Annotated in this window: 18 protein-coding genes and 3 pseudogenes; 10 read left to right on the top strand and 11 right to left on the bottom strand. The window is 71.4% G+C overall.

Translation table 11 applies throughout. The annotated features are described in order from the left end of the window. Positions 1–218: 218 nt before the first annotated feature. A complete protein-coding gene (locus tag ACWD35_RS24185) occupies positions 219–1,376 on the bottom strand; it encodes a nuclear transport factor 2 family protein (protein WP_451353358.1) in 1,158 nt (385 codons plus the stop codon). Between the two features lie 146 nt (positions 1,377–1,522). Here ACWD35_RS24185 and ACWD35_RS24180 point away from each other — a divergent pair, with 146 nt between their 5' ends. The 4 genes from ACWD35_RS24180 to ACWD35_RS24165 all read left to right on the top strand — a co-directional run bounded on the left by ACWD35_RS24180 (position 1,523) and on the right by ACWD35_RS24165 (position 4,513). Beyond that, positions 1,523–2,080 (top strand): helix-turn-helix domain-containing protein, encoded by a 558-nt coding sequence (locus tag ACWD35_RS24180; protein WP_451353377.1) that lies wholly within the window; start codon positions 1,523–1,525, stop codon positions 2,078–2,080. Positions 2,081–2,123: 43 nt separating this feature from the next. Next, positions 2,124–2,423, top strand: coding sequence for a hypothetical protein (locus ACWD35_RS24175; protein WP_451353357.1), 300 nt, complete (start codon positions 2,124–2,126; stop codon positions 2,421–2,423). Between the two features lie 83 nt (positions 2,424–2,506). Further along, a complete protein-coding gene (locus tag ACWD35_RS24170; RefSeq protein WP_451353356.1) occupies positions 2,507–4,102 on the top strand; it encodes an MFS transporter in 1,596 nt (531 codons plus the stop codon). A gap of 114 nt (positions 4,103–4,216) precedes the next feature. Next, positions 4,217–4,513: a hypothetical protein gene (locus tag ACWD35_RS24165; RefSeq protein WP_451353381.1), complete on the top strand. Its 297-nt coding sequence runs from the start codon at positions 4,217–4,219 to the stop codon at positions 4,511–4,513. Here the strand turns inward: ACWD35_RS24165 and ACWD35_RS24160 are convergent. From ACWD35_RS24160 to ACWD35_RS24150, 3 genes and pseudogenes are all read right to left on the bottom strand, one after another. Next, positions 4,491–4,628, bottom strand: a pseudogene (locus ACWD35_RS24160) (IS5 family transposase); the annotation flags it as partial. The gene ACWD35_RS24165 and the pseudogene ACWD35_RS24160 sit on opposite strands and share 23 nt — an antisense overlap. Positions 4,629–4,848: 220 nt before the next feature. Beyond that, a complete protein-coding gene (locus ACWD35_RS24155; RefSeq protein WP_451353355.1) occupies positions 4,849–5,358 on the bottom strand; it encodes a hypothetical protein in 510 nt (169 codons plus the stop codon). Between the two features lie 298 nt (positions 5,359–5,656). Further along, positions 5,657–7,117: an aminotransferase-like domain-containing protein gene (locus ACWD35_RS24150; protein WP_451353354.1), complete on the bottom strand. Its 1,461-nt coding sequence runs from the start codon at positions 7,115–7,117 to the stop codon at positions 5,657–5,659. A gap of 53 nt (positions 7,118–7,170) precedes the next feature. Here ACWD35_RS24150 and ACWD35_RS24145 point away from each other — a divergent pair, with 53 nt between their 5' ends. Both ACWD35_RS24145 and ACWD35_RS24140 read left to right on the top strand, forming a co-directional pair. Beyond that, complete coding sequence (locus tag ACWD35_RS24145) at positions 7,171–8,709, top strand: DUF885 family protein (protein ID WP_451353353.1); 1,539 nt, start codon at positions 7,171–7,173, stop codon at positions 8,707–8,709. After that, a complete protein-coding gene (locus ACWD35_RS24140) occupies positions 8,706–9,323 on the top strand; it encodes a LysE family translocator (protein WP_451353352.1) in 618 nt (205 codons plus the stop codon). The genes ACWD35_RS24145 and ACWD35_RS24140 overlap by 4 nt, the downstream gene beginning before the upstream one ends. A gap of 84 nt (positions 9,324–9,407) precedes the next feature. Here ACWD35_RS24140 and ACWD35_RS24135 read toward each other — a convergent pair whose 3' ends face one another. Together ACWD35_RS24135 and ACWD35_RS24130 are read right to left on the bottom strand one after the other, a co-directional pair. Beyond that, positions 9,408–10,097, bottom strand: a complete 690-nt coding sequence (locus tag ACWD35_RS24135) for a response regulator (protein ID WP_451353351.1) — start codon at positions 10,095–10,097, stop codon at positions 9,408–9,410. Then, positions 10,094–11,359 (bottom strand): sensor histidine kinase, encoded by a 1,266-nt coding sequence (locus ACWD35_RS24130; protein WP_451353350.1) that lies wholly within the window; start codon positions 11,357–11,359, stop codon positions 10,094–10,096. Before ACWD35_RS24130 ends, ACWD35_RS24135 begins: the two co-directional genes overlap by 4 nt. Before the next feature lie 196 nt (positions 11,360–11,555). Here ACWD35_RS24130 and ACWD35_RS24125 point away from each other — a divergent pair, with 196 nt between their 5' ends. The 4 genes from ACWD35_RS24125 (at position 11,556) to ACWD35_RS24110 (ending at position 14,877) form a co-directional block, all read left to right on the top strand. Continuing rightward, on the top strand, positions 11,556–12,092 hold the full coding sequence (locus ACWD35_RS24125; protein ID WP_451353349.1) for a hypothetical protein: 537 nt from the start codon (positions 11,556–11,558) through the stop codon (positions 12,090–12,092). A gap of 209 nt (positions 12,093–12,301) precedes the next feature. Beyond that, positions 12,302–13,003 (top strand): helix-turn-helix domain-containing protein, encoded by a 702-nt coding sequence (locus tag ACWD35_RS24120; RefSeq protein WP_451353348.1) that lies wholly within the window; start codon positions 12,302–12,304, stop codon positions 13,001–13,003. A 113-nt stretch (positions 13,004–13,116) separates the two neighbouring features. Next, positions 13,117–13,671, top strand: a complete 555-nt coding sequence (locus tag ACWD35_RS24115; RefSeq protein ID WP_451353347.1) for a dihydrofolate reductase family protein — start codon at positions 13,117–13,119, stop codon at positions 13,669–13,671. A 390-nt stretch (positions 13,672–14,061) separates the two neighbouring features. Continuing rightward, positions 14,062–14,877, top strand: coding sequence for an SAM-dependent methyltransferase (locus ACWD35_RS24110; protein WP_451353346.1), 816 nt, complete (start codon positions 14,062–14,064; stop codon positions 14,875–14,877). A gap of 336 nt (positions 14,878–15,213) precedes the next feature. Here the strand turns inward: ACWD35_RS24110 and ACWD35_RS24105 are convergent. The 5 genes and pseudogenes from ACWD35_RS24105 to ACWD35_RS24085 all read right to left on the bottom strand — a co-directional run. Further along, positions 15,214–15,556, bottom strand: a pseudogene (locus ACWD35_RS24105) (transposase); the annotation flags it as partial. A gap of 648 nt (positions 15,557–16,204) precedes the next feature. Beyond that, positions 16,205–16,555 (bottom strand): annotated as a pseudogene (locus ACWD35_RS24100) (class II fructose-bisphosphate aldolase); the annotation flags it as partial. After that, a complete protein-coding gene (locus tag ACWD35_RS24095; RefSeq protein ID WP_451353345.1) occupies positions 16,546–17,490 on the bottom strand; it encodes a 1-phosphofructokinase family hexose kinase in 945 nt (314 codons plus the stop codon). The pseudogene ACWD35_RS24100 and the gene ACWD35_RS24095, both read right to left, overlap by 10 nt. Continuing rightward, positions 17,487–18,494 carry an ROK family protein gene (locus ACWD35_RS24090; protein WP_451353344.1) on the bottom strand — a complete coding sequence of 336 codons (1,008 nt, stop codon included), beginning with the start codon at positions 18,492–18,494 and terminating at the stop codon, positions 17,487–17,489. The genes ACWD35_RS24095 and ACWD35_RS24090 overlap by 4 nt, the downstream gene beginning before the upstream one ends. Continuing rightward, the gene (locus ACWD35_RS24085; RefSeq protein ID WP_451353343.1) at positions 18,491–19,363 is read right to left on the bottom strand and encodes an SIS domain-containing protein; all 873 of its coding nucleotides are present in this window, start codon (positions 19,361–19,363) and stop codon (positions 18,491–18,493) included. Before ACWD35_RS24085 ends, ACWD35_RS24090 begins: the two co-directional genes overlap by 4 nt. Positions 19,364–19,375: the final 12 nt, after the last annotated feature.

Raw genomic sequence — 19,375 nt, 5'->3', positions numbered from 1 at the left:
CTGGCCAAGGGCTGGCCGATCGGCGCGGTGGCTGTCGAAGGGGCCTGTAGCCACTTGGTCGGCGACCGCCTCGGCATCACCGGCGCCCGCTGGGGACTTGCCGGTGCTGAAGCCGTCCTCAAGGTGGTTTGAAGCCTCCCCCCGCAGGGCGGCTCCGAAGGGCCAGGGCGTGATCCCGACGCGACGCTGAAACGGGCGCAGGGTTGTTTCCTGTCCTCTCAGGGGTGCCGGTGATAAGCCTTGTTGGCGATGCGCCAGCTGTCGTCGGCGCGGGCCAGCAGGAAGATGTCGGTGAACGTGTCTGCGCCGTGCGAGAGCGTCATCGTCGCGGTCGCGACGGTGCCGTGGACATCGATGGCGTCGATGCGGCGGGAGCGGGTCGGTTCGTCCGGGGCTGGCTGGCCCTGGAAGAGAGCGCAGTACTCGTCCAGGGGCCACGAGACGAATGCGCCGTCCCGGATCCCTTCGATGTGCGCGGTGGGCAGGAACGCGTCGCGAAAGTGGGTGGGGTCGCCGGTGGCGTGCCCGCGGATGTAGGCGCGCAGCGGTTCGAGTACGGCGTCCTCCACGGCGGGGACCGTGGCGGCAACGGCGATATCGGCCTCGGGGGCGGCAGGGGTGTCGGCGAGGCCCGCTGCGCTGCGCAAGGGGATGTCCGACGCGGCGGCCAGCAGGGCCATGTCCTTGGCCAGTGCACCGATGGTGAATTCGGCTGTGGCAGCGGTCGGCTCGCCGAGGAGGAACGGTCGCTTGCGGGCCACGAGCCCGCCGAGCTGGCCGAGTTCGAGGACGTCCAGCACGTGGGTACGGGGCAGGCCGAGGGCGTCGGCTTGCCGCAGTGAGTCACGCAGCGCGAGGACGGCGCCGGCGAGGCTGTTGTTGGCGATCAGTTTGAGCGCGGCGGCGGCGGAGGCGTCGTCCACGCGCCGGACGGTGCCCAGCGTTTCCAGGATCGGTCGGACTCGATCGAATGCGTCTTGGTGAGCGGCGGCGAGAATCTGCAGGGCGCCGGCGGAGGCAGCCGGCACAGAGCCGAGCACGGGCGCGTGGACGTAGGACGGGCCGAGTTGCCGGGCCAGCTTCGACGCTTCGGCGGGCGCGATGGTGCTGGTGTTCAGCACGATCGTCTCCGCTCGCAGCGATTCACGGACGTCGTCGAGGACCTGCAGGCAGGCTGGGCCGTCGAACAGTGCCAGGAGCACGAGGTCGGCCTTCGCCACGGCCTCGTTCGGGTCGCTGGTCATCTTGACGGCGCCTGATGCGCGCCCTGAGCGTGTCCAGCCAACGACGTCCCAGCCCTGGGCGGCCAGTCGAGTCCCGATCGCGCCGCCCATGCGCCCCAGACCGAGGACGGCGATCGTGTGCGGTGTGGTCATGCGCACCAGATTGGTGCACCGCGATGGATGCGACAAGCGCAGATTTCGCAGGCTTGCCCTGCGGAACTCGCATACCGGATAGGCATACTGCCGCCATGGAATTGGCTGTGTGGCCGACCTTCGTGACCGTATGACGGCTCGGGTCGCTGTCGGCGGCGGCAGCCGGGCTCAATCACACGCAGTCGGCCGTCTCCGGGCAGATCCCTGGGCTGGAGCGGCAGCTCGGCGTGCCTCTGATGGAGCGCCATGCGCGCCCGGTGAGGGCCGAGGGGACATCGGCCCTCGGATCGTCAGGACACCGGGGGGCGCCGGGGCGGCTACGGCGGGCCATTTCCGCCCAAGCAGCCACTGCAACCAGGCAAGTTGCCGACTGGACGACAGGACGGTGCTCAACGGCTGGGGGTGTCATGTCCACGCCATCATTCACTACATGGCGAGACTCACCCAAACTCCACCCACTATCAACTGGGAGCTGCTACCATTTACCTATGGCTGTCAGAAATCGCGGTTTAGCGCTGATCGGTCTGACGATCAGCGTCCCTCGTCATCATTCGATACGGCGATCCTGTACGTCGCCCTCCCCGCTCTGGCAGTCGGAACCGGCGCCTCCACGGGTGAGCTGTAGTGAATCGTCGACTCTGTGCCGTCGTCTTCGCCGCCGCGATGCTCCCCGCGGGCTTCGGTGCAGGAAGCATGAACAGTGAGGGTGGCGGCATCGCATGAGTACGCCTGACCGAGGGCAGGTTCGTGGCCCGCCGCATCCTCGCGGTCGCTACCTGGCTGCAGGCCCGTACCGAGGGCTTGGACGGCCTGAAGCTGCCGATGGAGGAGCTGCCCGACAACATGGGGCGCCGCCTCGCCTCCGGCATGGCCGGCACCACCGAGGTGCCGGGCGTGTGGGTGGCCTGGCAACGCCACCGAGCTGACCGCCCAGGTCGGCGCCTCCGCCGCTGCCGGCGCCCTGGCCGCCACCCACATCAACGCCCTGCCGCCACCGCTGACACCAACGCGGCCCTCGCCGCAACACAGGGTGCCACCACCTCCTGACGTCTGGGCCCGCACCCACCTCCCATCCACTCGGCGACCGGTCCTTCGGCGCTGATTCTGCATGCCCTTTTCGAGAGGAATCCATGAGTACGAACCCTGCACAGGTGGCACCCGCTGACGGGAGCGGCGGGGGCGCGCTGGATGCGCGTCAGCTGCGCGCGATCCTGACCACCGTCTCGATCGCGCTGATGGCCGTCATCGCGTCGGTGTCCGGGCTGAACGTCGCTCAGACGCACATGGCCGTCGACTTCGACACCTCGCAGAACACAGTCCTGTGGATCATCAACATCTACACCCTTGCCCTGGCTGCACTGCTGCTGCCGCTCGGCGCGATCGGCGACCGCCTGGGCCGTAAGCCCATGCTGATCGCCGGGCTGGCCCTCTTTGGCGTCGCAAGCGTTGTGTCGGCCCTGGCCCCGAATGCCGAGGTGATGCTCGGCGCGCGCGTGGCCAGCGGTATCGGCGCAGCGACGATCATGCCCATCACCCTGGCCGTCATCACCTCCTCCTTCCCCGAGGAGCAGCGCGGAAAGGCGATCGGCGTCTGGACCGGCGTCGCCGGAGGCGGCGGCATCCTGGGCATGTTCCTCTCTGCCCTTCTCGTGGACGTCGCCGACTGGCGCTGGCTGTTCGCCCTGCCCGTGGCCCTGGTCGTCGTGGCCCTGGCCATGACGCTGAAGTCGGTTCCCAACTCCCACGAGCGCTCCCCCCACGCCTTCGACACCGTCGGCGCACTGCTGTCCATCGTCGCCGTGGCCGCCGTCGTCTTCGTCCTGCAGGAGGGACCGGAGCGAGGCTGGACCGCAGCCAGGACTCTGATCAGCCTCGTCGTCGGCCTCGTCGCCACGGCAGGTTTCGTGTCCTGGGAACTGCGTCGCCGGGACGCCTCGCTGCTGGACGTACGCCTGTTCCGTGAGCGCGGCCTGGCCGGCGGCTCGATCACGCTGGTCGTGGTCTTCGCCGTCCAGGGGGGTATCGCCGTAGTCCTCTTCCCGTTCCTCCAGGCCGTGGCCGGCTGGACGGGACTGCAGGCCGCTGCGGGGCTGATGCCCCTGGCCATCGCCATGATGGTGGCCTCCGGCCTGGCCCCCAAGCTGGCCGCGAAGATCGGCCCCCGAGCGACCATGAGCGCGGGAATCGCGCTGGTCGGCGTCAGCCTGGCGCTCATGGCCCTGTTCGTCTCCGTCGACGGCGGCTACCTGTCGATCCTGCCCGGCATCATCGTCATGGGCCTCGGCCTGGCCCTGTCCATGGTGCCCTCCACCGAGGCCATCACCCGCTCCCTGCCGCGCGAGAAGCAAGGCGTCGCCTCCGCCCTCAACGACGTCACCCGGGAATTCGGCACCGCACTCGGCGTCGCCATGCTCGGCGCAATCCTGACGGCCGGCTACCGCAACGCCATCGACGGCAAGCTGCACGACATCCCCCAGGGGACCGCGGACACCGCACGCGAAGGCATCGCCAACGCCGTCGAGGTCTCGGGCAGCGCAGGCTCACACGCGCATGACCTGCTCCACGCCGCAAAGCAGTCCTACGTCGACGGATGGCAGCAGTCCATGTGGGTAGGCGTCGCCGTCATCGGCGTGCTGTTCGTCTACATCGCCCTCCGCGGCCCGAAGAGTGCCACCCCCGCGGCTGCGTCGGACGAGGCAGAGGACACCGAGACCGTCGCCGCCTGATGACCGCATAAGAACTGGATGAACGGCACTCAGACTGCGCGAGGGCAGACCTGAACTGTGCGGCAGCCGGTCCCGGTTGACGGGGGGCCGGCTGCCGCACAGTCGGGGGCGGGGGTGTTCAGCTCGCTCGGTCAGGTGCTGTCACGGGACTGCTCGTGGTTCATGGACGGCTACCTCATCGGCACCGGTGCGACAGGCTCGGCGGCACGCTTCGTCGTCGCCCGGAACCATGACCAGGACGACTCGATGGGCGAACCCCGTGCGTCACTTCCCAACGACGCCGTTGAGCACCGTCCTGTGGTCCAGTCGGGGCCCCATCATCACGGGCCGGAGCAGCAGTGGACGTATCAAATCCCACTCGGCATCGGTCAGTTCATGGCGACGTTACGACGTGCCGTTTGCGCCCGCTGATCAGCTTGCCGCCGTCGAAACCGCGGCCGTCGGCGCCCACGACGGCATCCGCCGTGACCGACTGCGAGTCGATCACGCCCGCACTCGGCTCCGCATCCCGGCCCGACTGGGTCCGGACCCTCCGGTTGCCGGCCCCGGCCCGGCAGCAGCGACCGGACCACGACCCTGGCGCTTCTCCGGCTTCAACACCCATGAGCTGCACCAGAGGCGGCCTTGTCTCTATGCGCCGACCACCCCGCGATCACCCGAACGGGACTTTCGTTCGATCAACAACCGCCTTGATCGGTACGACAACGGCTGAACGGTGTCGGCTGACGATTGGCGGCCTTCGGTGGTCAGCGGTGGCGGCGGTAGTAGGAGACGGTCACGGCAGCAAGCAGCGGGCCCCAGAGGACCAGGGGCTGGTAGAGGATGCCGACGATGGTGTGCCAGGGCCCGAGCATCGCTGGAGTCTCCTCGACGCGCCACCAGAACACGAGATCGCTCCAGAGGCAGACGAGGGCCAGTGAGCCGAGGGCAGCGGGGATGACGGCGGCGAGCGGGTGAACTCGCCGGCCACCGATGACCGGGATCCACCGCGGCACCACCTCGCCCCAGGGCCGGACCAGGCCGAGCGTCAGCAGGGCGAAGGCCTCGGAAACCACGCTGAGCCCGATCACGTAGACCACACCCCAGCCGGGGATGTGGAAGTCATGGCGGAGCACCTGGTCGCTGTAACCCGCCGGAAGGCGGAGGGCCAGCGCGATCCGCCACAGCCCCGAGGGCACGGTGGTGAGGGCCGCGGCGTGTGCGGCTCGGACCGCCCAGCGGGGCGCCGGAGCAGGGGTGTTCGGGAGATGGGTCATGTGTCCAGACTTGCCGTTGGGCAGCGGCGTCACATCGTCCTGGAGGGTCGGAGACGTCCCCCTGTTGGGCGAGGACACGTCCCCCCACCGGGGGAGGTTCCAGTTCATCGCCGGCGGATGGCTCTAGTCTCCGCCGCAGGCAGATGATCGAGCAGGCGATGGCCGGTTCCAGTGTTCCGACCTCCCACTGAACCGGGCCGGTGAGGCCGAAGCCGTAGCGGCGGGCGAACCCGGGCCAGCGTGTCGTCCCTCTTCCCTTCGGCCGGCGGCGGCAGGTGTTCGCGGACCTGCCCCTCCCTCAGCAGCACCCACTGCGGGGCAGCGCTGTCCAGGCGGCGGCGAGGCGGGCGACCAGTTCGGTCGCGGTGTCCGGAGTGAAGGAGTACGGCAGACGGAGGAAGTCGTCGTGGGCCCCGGTGGTGTCCATGGTGTTGCCCGGGATGACCTCGGCGCCGTGGCGCAGGGCCAGCTGGGCGTAGCCGTGGGCGTCGGTACCCGGGGGGAGCCGGATCCACAGCACGGAGCCGGCCTGCGGGGGCTGCCACTGCCAGTCCGGGAGGTGCTCACCCAGCAGCCGGGTCATGGTGGCGAGCCGCTCCCGGCGCAGGCGTTCGCGCTCGGGTGCGAGGGCGGGAAGCCCGGGAAGCAGGCGCGCGGCCAGGGCCTGGTCGAGCAGCGGGCTGCCGAGATCGTTGAGCGCCTTGAGCCGGGCCAGGCGCTCAACGGTCTCCCGGGGCCCGCGGATCCAGCCGATCCGCAGCCCGCCCCAGACCGCTTTGGTCAGCGAGCCCACCGTCAGCACCGTTCCCCCGGCGGGGTGCGCGGCGATCGGCGGCGGGGCCTGCCCGGGGGCGAGGGCCGCGGCGTGCGCGCTGTCCTCGACAAGGACGACGCCGTGCTGGGCGGCGAGTTCAGCCACCCGGCGGCGGCGTCCGGCGGACATCAGGGTGCCGGTGGGGTTGTGACAGGTCGGCGTGACATACAGCAACGCGGGGCGGTGGACGACGAGTTCGGCTGCGAGACGGTCGATCCGAATGCCGTCGGAGTCGAGTTCGACGCCGATCAGCCGGGCGTCGGCCGCCCGCAGCGCGTCCAGGCAGCCGGGCCAGCCGGGGGACTCCACGATCGCGGTCGAGCCCCGCCCGAGGTATAGCCGGGCGATCAGGGTGACCGCCTGCGTGGCCCCGGTGGTCACCACGACCTGCTCGGGCACGGTCGGCAGGCCGTGCACGTTGTGGTGGCCGGCGATCGCCGCGCGCAGCGCGGGCAGCCCGGCCGGGTGATAGCCCGCGCCGCGGACCAGGTCGGGCAGGTCCTCGCGGGCCACGTCGAGCAGCGCCCCGGCCAGGTCCGGGCCGCTGGTCTCGGCCGCCTGCCCCAGCGAGATGAGGTCCGGCAGCTCCGTCACCAGCCGTTGGATCACCGCGGTGGCCTGGCCACCGCGCACCCGCCCGTCCTCCGGGGTCCGGTGGGAGGCCGCCGCCGTGGACACCCGGGTGCCGCTGCCCCGGCGGGTGTCGAACAGGCCCGCGGCGCGCAGCTCGTCGTAGGCGGCGACCACAGTCGCCCGGCTCACCGAGACCGCGTCGGCCAGCCGCCGCTCGGACGGCAGACGGTCGCCGGCCCGCAGGTCCCCGCAGCGCACGGCGTAGGTCAACGCCTCCGCGAGCCGCCGGTACAGCGGGCCCCCGGCCGAACTCCACTCTCCCAGCAGGTCGATCAGCACGGCGGGCTCGGAGGTCCCCCGATTCCAGTCCACTTCCCCCTCCATTGGCACGGGATCGCATACCGCCGCCGCCCGAGGCTAACGGTATGACAATCACCTCTTCTTTCGACCTTCGGCTGACCGCCGTCTGCGAGCTGTCCGTCCCCGCCGCGCGGGACGGCGCCGGACGGCACGAGTACGACGGCTCCGTCCAGGACCTCTCCCCGGACGGCGTGCGCCGCGGCCTCGCCGCCCTCGGCGGCCCGGCCGGCACCGCGCCGTATACGGACCCGCACGACGAGGCGCACGCGACGGCCGCCGAGCAGGCCCTCCGGGTCCGCCTCGGCGAGCTGGAACTGCACCGCAGCAACCCGATCTGGCACATCGAGAACCTTGAACTGTCCGGCTACGACCGCCCGTACGCGCCCCGACCCGAGCGGGACGCCGCCCGGGCGGCCCATCTGCGGCAGTGGCCGGACGCTGTGGACGCGGCCGTCGAGGCGCTGGACCGGGTGCCCGCGCCGCTGGCCGAGGCCACCCTGCCGCTCGCCCGCGGCCTGGCCGCCCACCTCGACCCCGAGGGCGGCCCGGTGCACACCGCCGCCGCCCGGGCGCACGCACGGCTGGTGGCCCACCTGGAGCGGGCCGGCGCCGACGGCCCGCCGTCCGCCGCGCTCGGCGGCCCCGCGCTCGCCCGGCTGCTCGGCGTGGCCGAGGCCTGCACCGTCGACCTCCCCGCGCTGACCGCCCGGGTGGACGCCGAACGGGACCGGCTGCGCGCGCTGCTCGACGAGTCACTCCGCCGTATCGACCCCGAGGCCGCGCCCGCCGACACCGTACGGGCCCTGCAGGCCGACCACCCCGACGCCGACGGCCTGTTGGCCGAGTTCGCGGAGCTTGTCGACGAGACGGTCGCCTGGACCGCCCGGCTCGACCTGGTGCCCCACCATGACGTGGAGGTCGCTGTCCAGCCCATGCCCGACTCCCAGCGCCGAGCACTGGCAGGCCTGTTCGCGTCCGCTCCGTACGAGGCCGACGCCCCCGCGAGCTTCCGGGTCACCCTCCCGGACGCCGGCTGGTCGGACGCCGAGGGCGAGCAGTGGCTGGCGACCGGCTTCAACCGGACCCTGATGCCCAACATGGCCGTGCACGAGGTGGCCCCCGGGCACGCCAGCCACGGCCGGGCGCTGCGCCGGGCCCCGAGCGAGGTCCGCCGCACGCTCCACTCCGAGGCCTTCATCGAGGGCTGGGCGCACTACTGCGAGGAGTTGGCCCTGGAACAGGGATTCCGCGCGGGCGATCCCCGGATCGCCGTCGCGGTCGCCCAGGACGCGCTGCGCCGGGTGACCCGCTTCGCCTGTGCGATCGGGCTGCATACCGGGGCGATGTCCCTGGCGGACGCGGCGGCCCGGTTCACCGCGGACGTCTCGCTGGCCGGGCCCGCCGCCTGGCACGAGGCGCAGCGCGGACTGTTCGACCCTACCTACGGCCGGTACACCTGGGGCAAGTTCGCCATCCTCGACGCGCGCGAACAGGCCGCGAAGCGCTGGGGCGGCAGCTTCTCGCTCCGCCGCTTCCACACCGCCCTGTTCGACCTCGGCGCGCCCCCGCTGGGCCTGCTGCGGACGGCGCTGGACCGCGGATGACCTCGCTCGCCGCCTTCCTGCTGGCCTCGCTGCTCCTGGTCGCCGTGCCCGGGCCCAACCTGGTCTACATCGTCACGCGCAGCGTCCAGGACGGAAGGCGGGCCGGCCTTGTCTCGGCCCTGGGCGTGGAGACCGGCACGCTGGTCCACGTCCTCGCCGCCGTCGGCGGGGTGGGAACCCTGATCACCGACCACCCGCTCGCCTTCACCGTGCTGCGCCACGCGGGCGCCGGCTACCTCGCCTACCTGGGCGTACGGACATTGCTCAGCCGCCCGCGGCCCGCCGCCGAGTCCGTCCCTCCCGCTCGGCGCCGACTGCTCCGGGTCTACCGGGACGCGGTCTTGGTCAACCTGCTCAACCCCAAGGTGATCCTGTTCTTCCTGGCCTTCCTCCCGCAGTTCCTGCCGACCGGCCTGTCCTCCGGGCAGACCAGGGCCCGGATGCTGCTCCTCGGTGTGACCTTCCTGGCCGTCGCGCTCGCCCTGGACCTCGGTTACGCCCTGCTCGGTGCCGCGCTCACCGGTCGGCTGCACGGCACACCGCGCCGCGAACGGCGGCTGTCCCGGCTGGTCGGCGGCGTCTACCTGGGGCTGGCGGCCCTGGTGTCCGCCTGAGCCCGGGTACGCCCGACGAAGGCCCGGACGGCACGGGCCGGGGGCCCTTTCATCGGGGAGCTGCTGTCATGGCCGTCGCCGCGATCAATCGGTGCTGTCTGTGGCGTAGCCGTGGCTGTGGGCCCAGGCGACGGCCTCGGCGCGGGTGGTGACGCCGAGTTTGGCGAACAGGTGGTTGACGTGAGTTTTGACCGTGGCGGGGCCGATGAGCAGGCGGCGGCCGATGGCGGCGTTCGGCAGTCCGGTGGCGAGCAGCCGCAGTACGTCCTCCTCGCGGGGCGTGAGCTGGAGAGCTGAGGGCGGTGTCTGCCGTCGTTCGTCGTCTTGGCCCTGGCGGTCTTGTACCTGTTGGCCGCGCACGGCCGCGGCGAGCAGTCGGCGCTGGACCTCGGGGTCGAGGGTGACCTGGCGGGAGACCGCCGCCTGGATGGCACGGGCGATCTGGTCCTTGCCGGCGTCCTTGGTGAGGTAGCCCAGGGCGCCGGCCTGGAGGGCGTCGATGATCTTGTCCTCGTCGGCCAGTGTGGTCAGCACCACGACGGCGACGCCGGGCAGTTCGGCGGTGATTCGGCGGGTGGCCTCCACTCCGTCGAGGACGGGCATCACCAGGTCCATGAGGACGGCGTCCGGGCGCAGTTCCACCGTGCGGGCGAGGGCTTCCTCGCCATTGGCGGCGCCGGCGACCACATCGATCCCCGGGACCATGTCGAGGAGGGTCATCAGTCCTTCGCGGACGGCTGCCTGGTCGTCCGCGACCACGATCCGTACGGTCATGCCTCCACCTCCGCGGCCACTCGCCAGCCCTCCGGGCAGGGACCGGCGGTCAGCTCCCCGCCGACCAGGAGCAGTCGCTCGCGCATCCCGGCCAGGCCGTAGCCGCCGGACACGCCTTCCACGGTAGGGGGCCCGGCCGTCTCCGGGGCCGTCGAGGCCATGTCCGGTGCCGTGTGGGAGACGATGGTGAGCCGGACCCGGTGCTCGGTGTACTCCAGGGTCATGCTCGCCGGTCGGCCCAGGGCGTGCTTGGCGGCGTTCGCCAGGGCCTCCTGGGCTACGCGCAGGAGCGCCAGGCTGGCCTCCGCTCCCAGGGGGCGGGGCCTGCCGTGCAGTTGGAAGTCCGCGGCGCGGCCTGTGGCTGTGTGGTGGCCGGCGGCCAGCAAGACGAGGGCCTCGGGCAGGGGCGGGGTGTCGGTACGTAGAGCGGCGATGGCGCGGCGGGTCTCGGTGAGGCCGTCTTTCGCGATCAGGCGCGCCCGGGCGGCGCGTTCGGTCGCCTGGGCCACGTCGGCCGGATCGGCGGCGAGCAGGTTCTCGATCACTTCGAGCTGGATGACGAGTGCGCCGAGGGAGTGGGCCAGTACGTCGTGGATCTCCCGGGCGAGGCGGGTGCGCTCGGCCAGTGCTGCGGCGCGCTGGCGCTCCTCCTGCGCTTCCTGGGTTTCCGCGAGCAGGCGGCGGGCTTGGAGGTGCTGGATGCGGATGCTGCGGCGGGCCACCCCGGCCAGGTAGGCGGCCAGCAGGATCGCGCTCCCCACCGTTAGGTCCTGGGTGTGGGTCCCGTGCCGGACAAGGGCCGTACCGGCGGCCAGAGCGAGCATGCCGCAGGTCAGCACCCCTGCGCTGATCAGCATGGGCAGGTCGGCGCCGGCCGCGATCGTCGCCAGGACGACCAGCAGGGAGACCGGCTGGGCGCCGGGCGCCGCGGTCAGTAGCACGCTGCCGGACACCACGACCACGCTCAGCAGCGCGGCCGTGGTGCGCTGCGGCACCAGGTCGAGGGCGAATGCGGCTCGCGCGGCCACCACGGACCACACCAGCCAGGCCACGGCGAGCAGCACGAATGCGGCGAGGTGGGCCGTGCTCCACCGGAACTGCCGCTGCGGCACGAGCGCGGTGACGACGGCGGCCAGCGCGATGGGCCGGAGCAGGACCATCGTCCACAGCTCGGCGCGCGTTCCGGACGGGCGACGGGATGCGTCATCGGTGGTGGCCTGCCGGTCGTGTGCGGCCGGATCGGGCCGGGAGCCAGGCTGCATGTGATCACGCTAAGCGAGCCGGTGCCCGCTCGTCTCCACCGACGGGTGGACAAGGGTGGACGTCACCGGCTCAACCCTCCTCGACCGGCGGGCGGAGGCCCGCGCGGCCTGGCGTAAGCACACTGGTCGAGGTTCGCCGGAGTCGCCCGCAGATCCTGAACCCCACCCCTTTCCACCACGCCCCCGAGGAGTCTCCATGTCCGCCTTCGAACAGGCACTGCTGGTGAACGCGGCCGTCCTGACCACCACCCTCCTGGCCGACCTTGGCCTCAAGCAGGTCACCCGCAAGCGGTTGACCCGGCCGCTGATCATCGCCGCCGTCATCGTCCCGCTCTTCATGCACACCCTGTTCACCAGCGGCATCGGCCTGACCATCGAGATGGTCGGCCTGGCAGCGGGCATCCTGCTCGGCCTGGCCGTCGCCAGCCGCCTGAAGATCATGCGGCGGACATCCGACGGCGCCCTGTCCACCATCGGCGGCTGGGATTACGCCGCCATCTGGATCACCGTCTCCGCGGCACGGACGCTGTTCTCCTACGGCGCCTCGCACTGGTTCACCATGAGCCTGGGTCGCTGGTTCGTCCAGCACGGCGCACTGCCCACCCAGGTCGACGCGATCGTCACCAACGGCCTCGTGCTGATGGCCGTAGCCGCGGTGATCACCCGCACCGTGGCCCTGCGCGGCCGCTCCCGCAACGCACTGACCGCCGAGCCCGCCCCGGTGCGCGATTGAGCTTTCACTCGGCCTCGCACGGAGGTGGCCCTGGAGTCCTAGACGACCCGACACATGCTCATCGGCTAGGCGCGGGGCTCGACCGCCGACCGCGCAGCGCGGCGCGAGGTGGAGTGCCGGGGGCGCCTGGGCCCGGGCAGGGTTGTCGTCCGGCGGGTGTCAGACTGGCGGTCCGGGGCTGGGTGTGTGGCCAGGGGAGGGGAACCGGGTTGGGCTTGGTGATTGAGAGCCGACCGTCGGAGCTGCCGTACATCGAGCGGGTGTGGCGCAGCCGCAGCGACGACGTCAGCCGGATGATGTCGGTTGCGACGTCGCACTGGGAGCTGGTGTTCTGGGAGCACCGCGGTCAGGCGCAGGCGGCTGTGCTGGGTCCGGAGGCGAAGGCGTCCCGTGCCCCGGTCCCCGGGGACGCTGTCTTCTTCGGGATCAGCTTCGCGCTGGGTACGTCGATGCCGCATATCCCGGTCAGCCGGCTGGTGGGCGGCAATGCGGCGATCCCCGACGTGACGCGGCGTTCGCTGTGGCTGAAGGGGTCGGCCTGGCACGTTCCCGACTACGACAACGCCGAGGCGTTCGTGTTGCGGATGGTGCGCGAGGGCATCGTGGACCTGGACCCGGTCGTGCCCGCTGTGCTCGACGGCGCCTGCCCGGATGTCTCCGATCGCACCCTGCAGCGGCGCTTCGTCGCGGCGACCGGCCTGACCCAAGGCGCCATCCGGCAGATCCACCGCGCCCGCCAGGCGGCGGTGTTGGTCCAGGAGGGCGTGCCGGCCCAGGAGGTCGTGCACCGGCTGGGGTACTTCGACCAGCCCCACCTGGCGCGGTCCTTGAGGCGGTATGTGGGGCGGACCGCCACTCAGCTGAGCGCACCGGACGCGGCCGAGCCGCTGTCGCTTCTGTACAAGACCTGACCCTTGGCGCCTGTCTAGCGTTCATGACGTAGCCGACGGGGTCGGCTCGTCCCGGCCGGAGCACCGTCCGGGCCGGGGCGAGGGCACGACTCGGGACTCATCATGGAGGAATCATGCGCAAGGTTGTTTCGGGTCTGTTCGTCTCGCTCGACGGTGTCGCCCAGTCGCCCAACGAGTGGCAGTTCGAGTTCGACGAGGAGATGGGTGCGGCGCTGGCCCACACGCTGGAGACGGCCGATACGATCCTGCTGGGCGGGGTGACGTTCACCGAGTGGGCCGGATACTGGCCGACGGTGACCAGCGGTGAGGACGCCGGTTTCGCGAAGTGGATCAACGAATCGCCCAAGTACGTCGTCTCCTCGACGCTGGACAGCGTTGAGGACTGGTCGAACAGCACGCTGATCAAGGGCGATCTGGTGGCTGCGGTCAACGAGCTCAAGGCGCGCGAGGGCAAGGACATCACCATCGCGGGCAGCCCGACGCTGGTGCGCTCGCTGCTGGAGCTGGACCTGCTGGACGAGCTGGTGCTGCTGATCCACCCGGTGGTGGCCGGCAACGGTCGCAAGAAGCTGTTCGCCGATGACGCCGCGCTGAAGAAGCTGCAGCTGGTGAGCGCCGAGCCGACCAGCAGTGGGGTGATCATCGCGACCTACCACCCGGCGCGCTGAGCCGGCGCGAAGGATCGTCTCTCCTGGTGACTCACGCGGGCCGTGCACCGGCCGGAGACCCGGCCCGGCTTGCTCCACGATTGAGTCACCGGGCACTGAGCCTTCCCACACTGCAACTGCTTGGGCAGAGTGATCTCGTTGCTCAGGTGCCTCCCGAAGTCGTGAACAACTGCTGTCCGCTTCCGGCGGTTCCTCTGCGGCGCGGTCGATTGCCCGCGCCGTACGTTCGCCGAGCCATTCGCTGAGTCTGCGCTCAGAGCCGAGAAACTTGATCGTCGACAGCCCTCACGCGGGCGACGTTCTACCCGAACTGACAGGTGGGAGGCGGGGGTTCGGACATAGGCTGTGCCTTGAATGATCCACGCCTTGGCTGAAAGACGGACACGACTCATGACTGACCCAACGACGACCACCGAGCAAGCGATGCGCCAGAAGATTGACACGTCGGTGCCGCACTCCGCCCGCATCTGGAACTACTGGCTCGGTGGCAAGGACAACTACCCCGTGGACGAGGAGGCCGGCGACGCGTACACCGAGGTCTTCCCTGGCATCGTCACCATCGCCCGCAGCAGCCGTGCCTTCCTGCGCCGCAACATCGCGTACCTGATCTCGGAGGCGGGTATCCGGCAGTTCCTGGACGTCGGCACCGGCCTGCCGACCGCCGAGAACACTCATGAGGTCGCCCAGCGTCTCGCCCCCGAGGCACGGATCGTCTATGTCGACAACGACCCTCTGGTCCTGACCCATGCCCGTGCGCTGCTCTATTCCTCCCCCGAGGGCGCGACCGCATACATCGACGCCAACGTGACGGACCCAGACCGCATCCTCGCGGCAGCCGCCGAGACGCTGGACTTCGGCCGCCCCACCGCGCTCATCCTCAGCAACATCCTGGGACACGTCGCCGACTACGATCAGGCCCGCTCCATCGCCACCCGGCTGATGGACGCCCTGCCGTCGGGCAGTTACCTCTCCATCAACGACGGGTCACGCGGCATCGACCCCATCTTCGAGCAGGCCCAGGACGCCTACAACAACAGCGGCGCCGCCCCGTACATCCTGCGCACCGTCGACGAGATCACCACGTACTTCGACGGCTTGGAACTCATAGAGCCCGGCGTCGTCTCGGTCACGCAGTGGCGTCCAGAACCTGGTTCGCCCACCCCGGACGTCATCGCCGAACACGGCGGACTCGCCCGGAAGCCGTAACTACTGGCTGGTGCCGGGGCTGCAGCGGCCAGGCTGCTGAGGCACCCTGGGGATGCCTGTGCGTGGGCGGGTCATGGCGCGAGCCGAGAGGTCATGGCGGTGAGACCCGTACGCTTTGATGGTTCCGCCGTCCGAGCGGATCCCTTCACAAGGGGTGCGGGTGCCAGCTCTTCCTCCGTCCCAGCACTACGGGCGTGCGCGTGGCTGGGGACACCTACCAGTGGCTTTACGTCTGGGAGGGGTGCGTCCATGCCTACAAGGACTCGATGAAGGATTTCTCCGGCGCGGTGGTGGAGGCGAGTACTGAGGTTGATCCCCGGGGGTGGACACCGGGTTTCACGCGACGAGTGACAACGTACGTGACGTGATCAATTGCTGTTCGTACTCGGCTGGCGCGAGGTAGCCGAGGGCGGAGTGGCGGCAGCGCCAGGCAGGCCTCGGCGAAGGTGGCCGATCCATATTGCGCGCCCCTGTCCGTGTGAGAGACGACGCCGTGGACCTGGCCGCCACGGGCGGCCACGGCCATCTCGATCGCGTCGGTGACCAGTGAGGTGCGCATGTGGTCCGCGATGGACCAGCCGATCACGCGCCGCGAGCAGATGTCGATGACCGTGGCGAGATACGGCCAGGTCGAGCCGACAGCGAAGTACGTTATGTCGCCGCACCACTTGGTGTTGAGCATTAGATCGTCACCGCCTCGAGTGGGTGCCGAACGGACGTCTTACGTCGACTGGAGCCTGTCCGACAGATCTTCGCGGGCTGCTCCCACGCCTGGCACGCGCGTTTGCAGACCCGCGAAGAGTCACCGGACAGGCCCGGACAGTCGCCGGTGTCGGTAGCCCAGACCGGCTCGCTGTCCCCGTCCCCGCTGTAGATGACGAAGTTGCGGTCGCCCTGCACGACGGCACGGTCACCGGGCTCTCCTTGGGCAACATGGACTACCAGGACTTCACCGACGCAACCGACGACGGTGTCTTCCGTGGCTTTTGATGCTGTGTGTGGTGATCACTGCAGTGCTGGCTGCCGCGTTCGCCGTCACCGCGCTCGTCGCCGCGGGGGCGGCTGTCACGGGCAGTGAGACCAGCGTGCAGGCCGGCAACGTCACCAACCGTCCGTAGCCAGGGACGCGCAGGCGCAGGTACGGGCGTGCGACAGAGGGGTCGGGCAGGTGTGATCCTGCCCGACCCCACCGCTCATTACTCTTGGCGCTGACCGTCGCCGCCGGTGATCGTCTCGACGTGCTTCCTGGGCACGCGCAGGTGTCCTTCGCGCTCGTAGAACTGCCGGGCGGCGGCCAGCTTCACCGCCTCGTATTCGGCTGTGGGTTGGATCCCAAGTTGTCCGCGTACTCCAGTACCGACGCATCGAACATGACGGAGGAGAAGCCGAGTTCGACGGCCTGGCGGACGAGGTCGGGGTCGGTGGCGTGGTCGAGGTGGACGCCCACCGGCACCCGGGCGGCGTCGGCGGCGGCGAGCACGGCGGCGCCGATGACGCCGAAGCCGCCGTGGTAGCGGACGGCGTTCTCGCTGAGCTGGAGCACGACCGGCGTCCGGGCGGCCACGGCACCGGCGATGATCGCCTGGGCGTGTTCGAGCCGGATGACGTTGAACGCGCCGACGCCACCTGCGGCGTCGACGGCGTGGGCGACGATCACGCCGGTACCGGTCAGCGGCATGCGGGAACTCCTTCGCGAGGGGTGAGGCGTTCGACGGTCACCTGCTCCAGCAGGCTCCGGTGGACGCCGGGATCGAAGTCACCGGCCTGCGGCGCGGCGACTGCTGCGGCGGACAGTGCCACGGCCTCCACGAGCTGGGCGGGCCACGGCGTGCCACCGACCACGCCCAGCGCCAGCGCGGCGACGGCCGCGTCACCCGCGCCAGTGGGGTTGCCCGCGATCCGGCGCGGGGGGCGGGCGCGCCAACAGCCCTGCGGGGTCACGGCGAGCAGGCCGGCCGGCCCGAGCGAGGCGACCACGGCCCGGGCGCCTGCCGTCAGCAGGGACTGTGCCGCGCGGAGCGGATCGGCCTGCCCGGTGGTGGCGATGAGCTCGTCGGCGTTGGGCTTGATCACCGCCGGCTCCTCGGGCAGCCCGGCGAGCAGAGCGGGCCCTTCCGCGTCCAGCACCGCGGGCACGTCGTGGCTGTGTGCGAGGCGGAGCAGGACGCCGTACGCGTCGGAGGGCAGACCCGGCGGCAGGCTGCCGGACAGGACCAAGGCCGCGGTGCCGTCCAGCAGTTGTTCGAAGCGGTCGAGGAAAGCCGCCCACTCGGCAGCCGAGACCGGCGGCCCGGGCTCCAGGAGGATGGTGGTGTCCCCGGCCTGCTCGTCCACCACCGCGACCGTGCGGCGGGTCTCGCCCATGGTTGCCACCAGGTGGTCGGTGAGACCGGCGGTGGCGAGGTCGCGGCGGACGGCCTCACCGGTCGGGCCGCCGACCAGGCCGGTGACGGCCGTCGGGTGGCCGAGCGCGTGCAGGACGCGGGAGACGTTGACACCCTTGCCCCCGGCGCGGCAGACCGCATCGCGCACACGGATGCTGGCGCGGGGGAGCAGCCGGTCCACCCGGTAGGTGATGTCCAGCGCCGGGTTGAGCGTGACGGTCAGGATCACGAGAACGTCCTCACGGCGGCGGTGTACGCGTGCTGGGGGAGCGGCGGTCGGCGGTCGGCGAGGTCCCGGGCGAGCAGCGCCGCACCGAGGCAGCCGGCCTGGTGGCCGAGTTCGGCGGGGACGACCGGCGGTGCCGGGCGGAAGGTCAGCCGGGCGGCCAGTGCCTCGCGCAGCGGGCCGAGGTACGGCTCCCCGGCTCGGGCGAGCCCGCCGCCGATGACGATCCGTTCCGGGTCGAGGAGCTGGACGGCCGCGCCCAGCCCGTCGGCGAGGGCGTCGACGGCCTCCACCCAGACCGCGGCCGCCACGGCGTCGCCCGCCTGCGCGCGCCGGTGGACGTCCTTGGCGCTCAGTCCGGTCCGGCCGGTGGCACTGCGGTAGCGGCGGGCGACGGCGGAGGCGGAGGCGAGCGTCTCCACACAGCCGCGGCTGCCGCACCGGCACGGCTCGCCGTCCGGACGGACCGTCAGGTGGCCGAGCTCACCGGCCGACTGCGAGACGCCCGTCCAGGCGCGGCCGTCCAGTATCAGGGCGGCGGCGATCCCGGTACCCACCGGGACGAACAGGAAGGAGCGGCTGCCCCGGCCGGCGCCGAGCCTGGCCTCGGCGAGGCCTCCGGCCCGGACGTCGTGGGCGAAGGCCACCGGGAGGTCCAGTTCGTGGGCCAGCCAGTTCCGTACGGGCACATCGCGCCAGCCGAGGTTGGCGGCGAAGACAGCCTTCCCGGCCTCCTCGTCGACGACGCCGGGCACCGCGATGCCGGCCGCGACCGGTGCGTACCGGTCGGCGAGATCGCGGGCGTGAGCGATGACGGCGTCGATGACGGCGTCCGGACCCTGCTCCGCCCCGGTGGGGCGACGTTCGCTGTGCACCAGCGAGCCGTCCGCCGCCATGACCCCGGCCTTGATCTCGGTGCCGCCGACGTCCAGGGCGATCACCGGTCCGTCGGCGACCGCGGCGGGGTGGTCGTCCACGGGGCTCGCGCCCTCGCCCGGCTCACTCATGCCTGGGCCAGGACGATCGAGCGGGTGAGGTTGCGCGGCTGGTCCGGGTCCAGCCCGCGGGCCTCGGCGAGGTGCACCGCGAGCCGTTGGGCGCGGATCAGGTCGGCGAGCGGGTCGAGTGAGGAGACCGAGGCAGCCGCTCCGGTCGCCCGGACCTGGTCCAGCAGCCCGGTCGGCGGCTCCCCGAAGAACCACACCAGGCTCTCCGGGCCGGTGACGCTGATCGGGCCGTGCCGGTACTCCATGGCCGGGTAGGACTCGGTCCACGATCCCGAGGCCTCGCGCAGCTTGAGCGCTGCCTCGTTCGCCAGACCGACCGTCCAGCCGCCGCCGAGGAAGGTGAACTGGTTTGCCTGGAGGGCGCCCTGGGGGAGCGGCTCGGCCAGCGCCGACTGAGCCTGCTCCGGGAGGTCGGCCGGCGCGGGACCGAGATGGGCGCGCAGCAGCACCAAGGCGGTGGTCGCGAAGCGGGTCTGCACGACCGACTTCTCGTCCGCGAACCCAAGGTCGACCACGGTCTCGGCGGCCTCGCGGATCGGCGTGGCGAGGTCGCCGGTGAGCGCGACGGTCGGCACTCCGGTCGACCGGGCGAGGGCGGCGAGCACCTCGGTGGTGGTGCCGGAGCGGGTGATGGCCACGACCCGGTCGTAGCGGCGGGCCGACGGGAACTCGGACGCGGCGAAGGCGTCGGTCTCGCCCAGCCCGGCCGACTCGCGCAGCGCGGCGTAGGCCTGCGCGATGTAGAGCGAGGTCCCGCAGCCCAGCACCGCCACCCGTTCGCCCGGCTCGGGCAGGCCTGACGGACGCAGGCCCATCGCCCGGCGCCAGCAGGCGGACTGGCTGGCGATCTCTTCGGCGACGTGACTCATCGCGACCTCCCT

The organism is Streptomyces sp. NPDC002671, assembly GCF_053592475.1.
The sequence above is the reverse complement of the archived record's forward strand: the minus strand, read 5'-3'. Positions and strand labels throughout refer to the sequence as shown.

What these genes read in the sequence shown, in the direction of transcription:
- ACWD35_RS24185 (WP_451353358.1), bottom strand. Translation starts at nt 1,376, where the DNA reads ATGACCACACCGCACACGATCGCCGTCCTCGGTCTGGGGCGCATGGGC.
- ACWD35_RS24170 (WP_451353356.1), top strand. Translation starts at nt 2,507, where the DNA reads ATGAGTACGAACCCTGCACAGGTGGCACCCGCTGACGGGAGCGGCGGG.
- ACWD35_RS24155 (WP_451353355.1), bottom strand. Translation starts at nt 5,358, where the DNA reads ATGACCCATCTCCCGAACACCCCTGCTCCGGCGCCCCGCTGGGCGGTC.
- ACWD35_RS24145 (WP_451353353.1), top strand. Translation starts at nt 7,171, where the DNA reads ATGACAATCACCTCTTCTTTCGACCTTCGGCTGACCGCCGTCTGCGAG.
- ACWD35_RS24140 (WP_451353352.1), top strand. Translation starts at nt 8,706, where the DNA reads ATGACCTCGCTCGCCGCCTTCCTGCTGGCCTCGCTGCTCCTGGTCGCC.
- ACWD35_RS24135 (WP_451353351.1), bottom strand. Translation starts at nt 10,097, where the DNA reads ATGACCGTACGGATCGTGGTCGCGGACGACCAGGCAGCCGTCCGCGAA.
- ACWD35_RS24130 (WP_451353350.1), bottom strand. Translation starts at nt 11,359, where the DNA reads ATGCAGCCTGGCTCCCGGCCCGATCCGGCCGCACACGACCGGCAGGCC.
- ACWD35_RS24125 (WP_451353349.1), top strand. Translation starts at nt 11,556, where the DNA reads ATGTCCGCCTTCGAACAGGCACTGCTGGTGAACGCGGCCGTCCTGACC.
- ACWD35_RS24115 (WP_451353347.1), top strand. Translation starts at nt 13,117, where the DNA reads ATGCGCAAGGTTGTTTCGGGTCTGTTCGTCTCGCTCGACGGTGTCGCC.
- ACWD35_RS24110 (WP_451353346.1), top strand. Translation starts at nt 14,062, where the DNA reads ATGACTGACCCAACGACGACCACCGAGCAAGCGATGCGCCAGAAGATT.
- ACWD35_RS24090 (WP_451353344.1), bottom strand. Translation starts at nt 18,494, where the DNA reads ATGAGTGAGCCGGGCGAGGGCGCGAGCCCCGTGGACGACCACCCCGCC.
- ACWD35_RS24085 (WP_451353343.1), bottom strand. Translation starts at nt 19,363, where the DNA reads ATGAGTCACGTCGCCGAAGAGATCGCCAGCCAGTCCGCCTGCTGGCGC.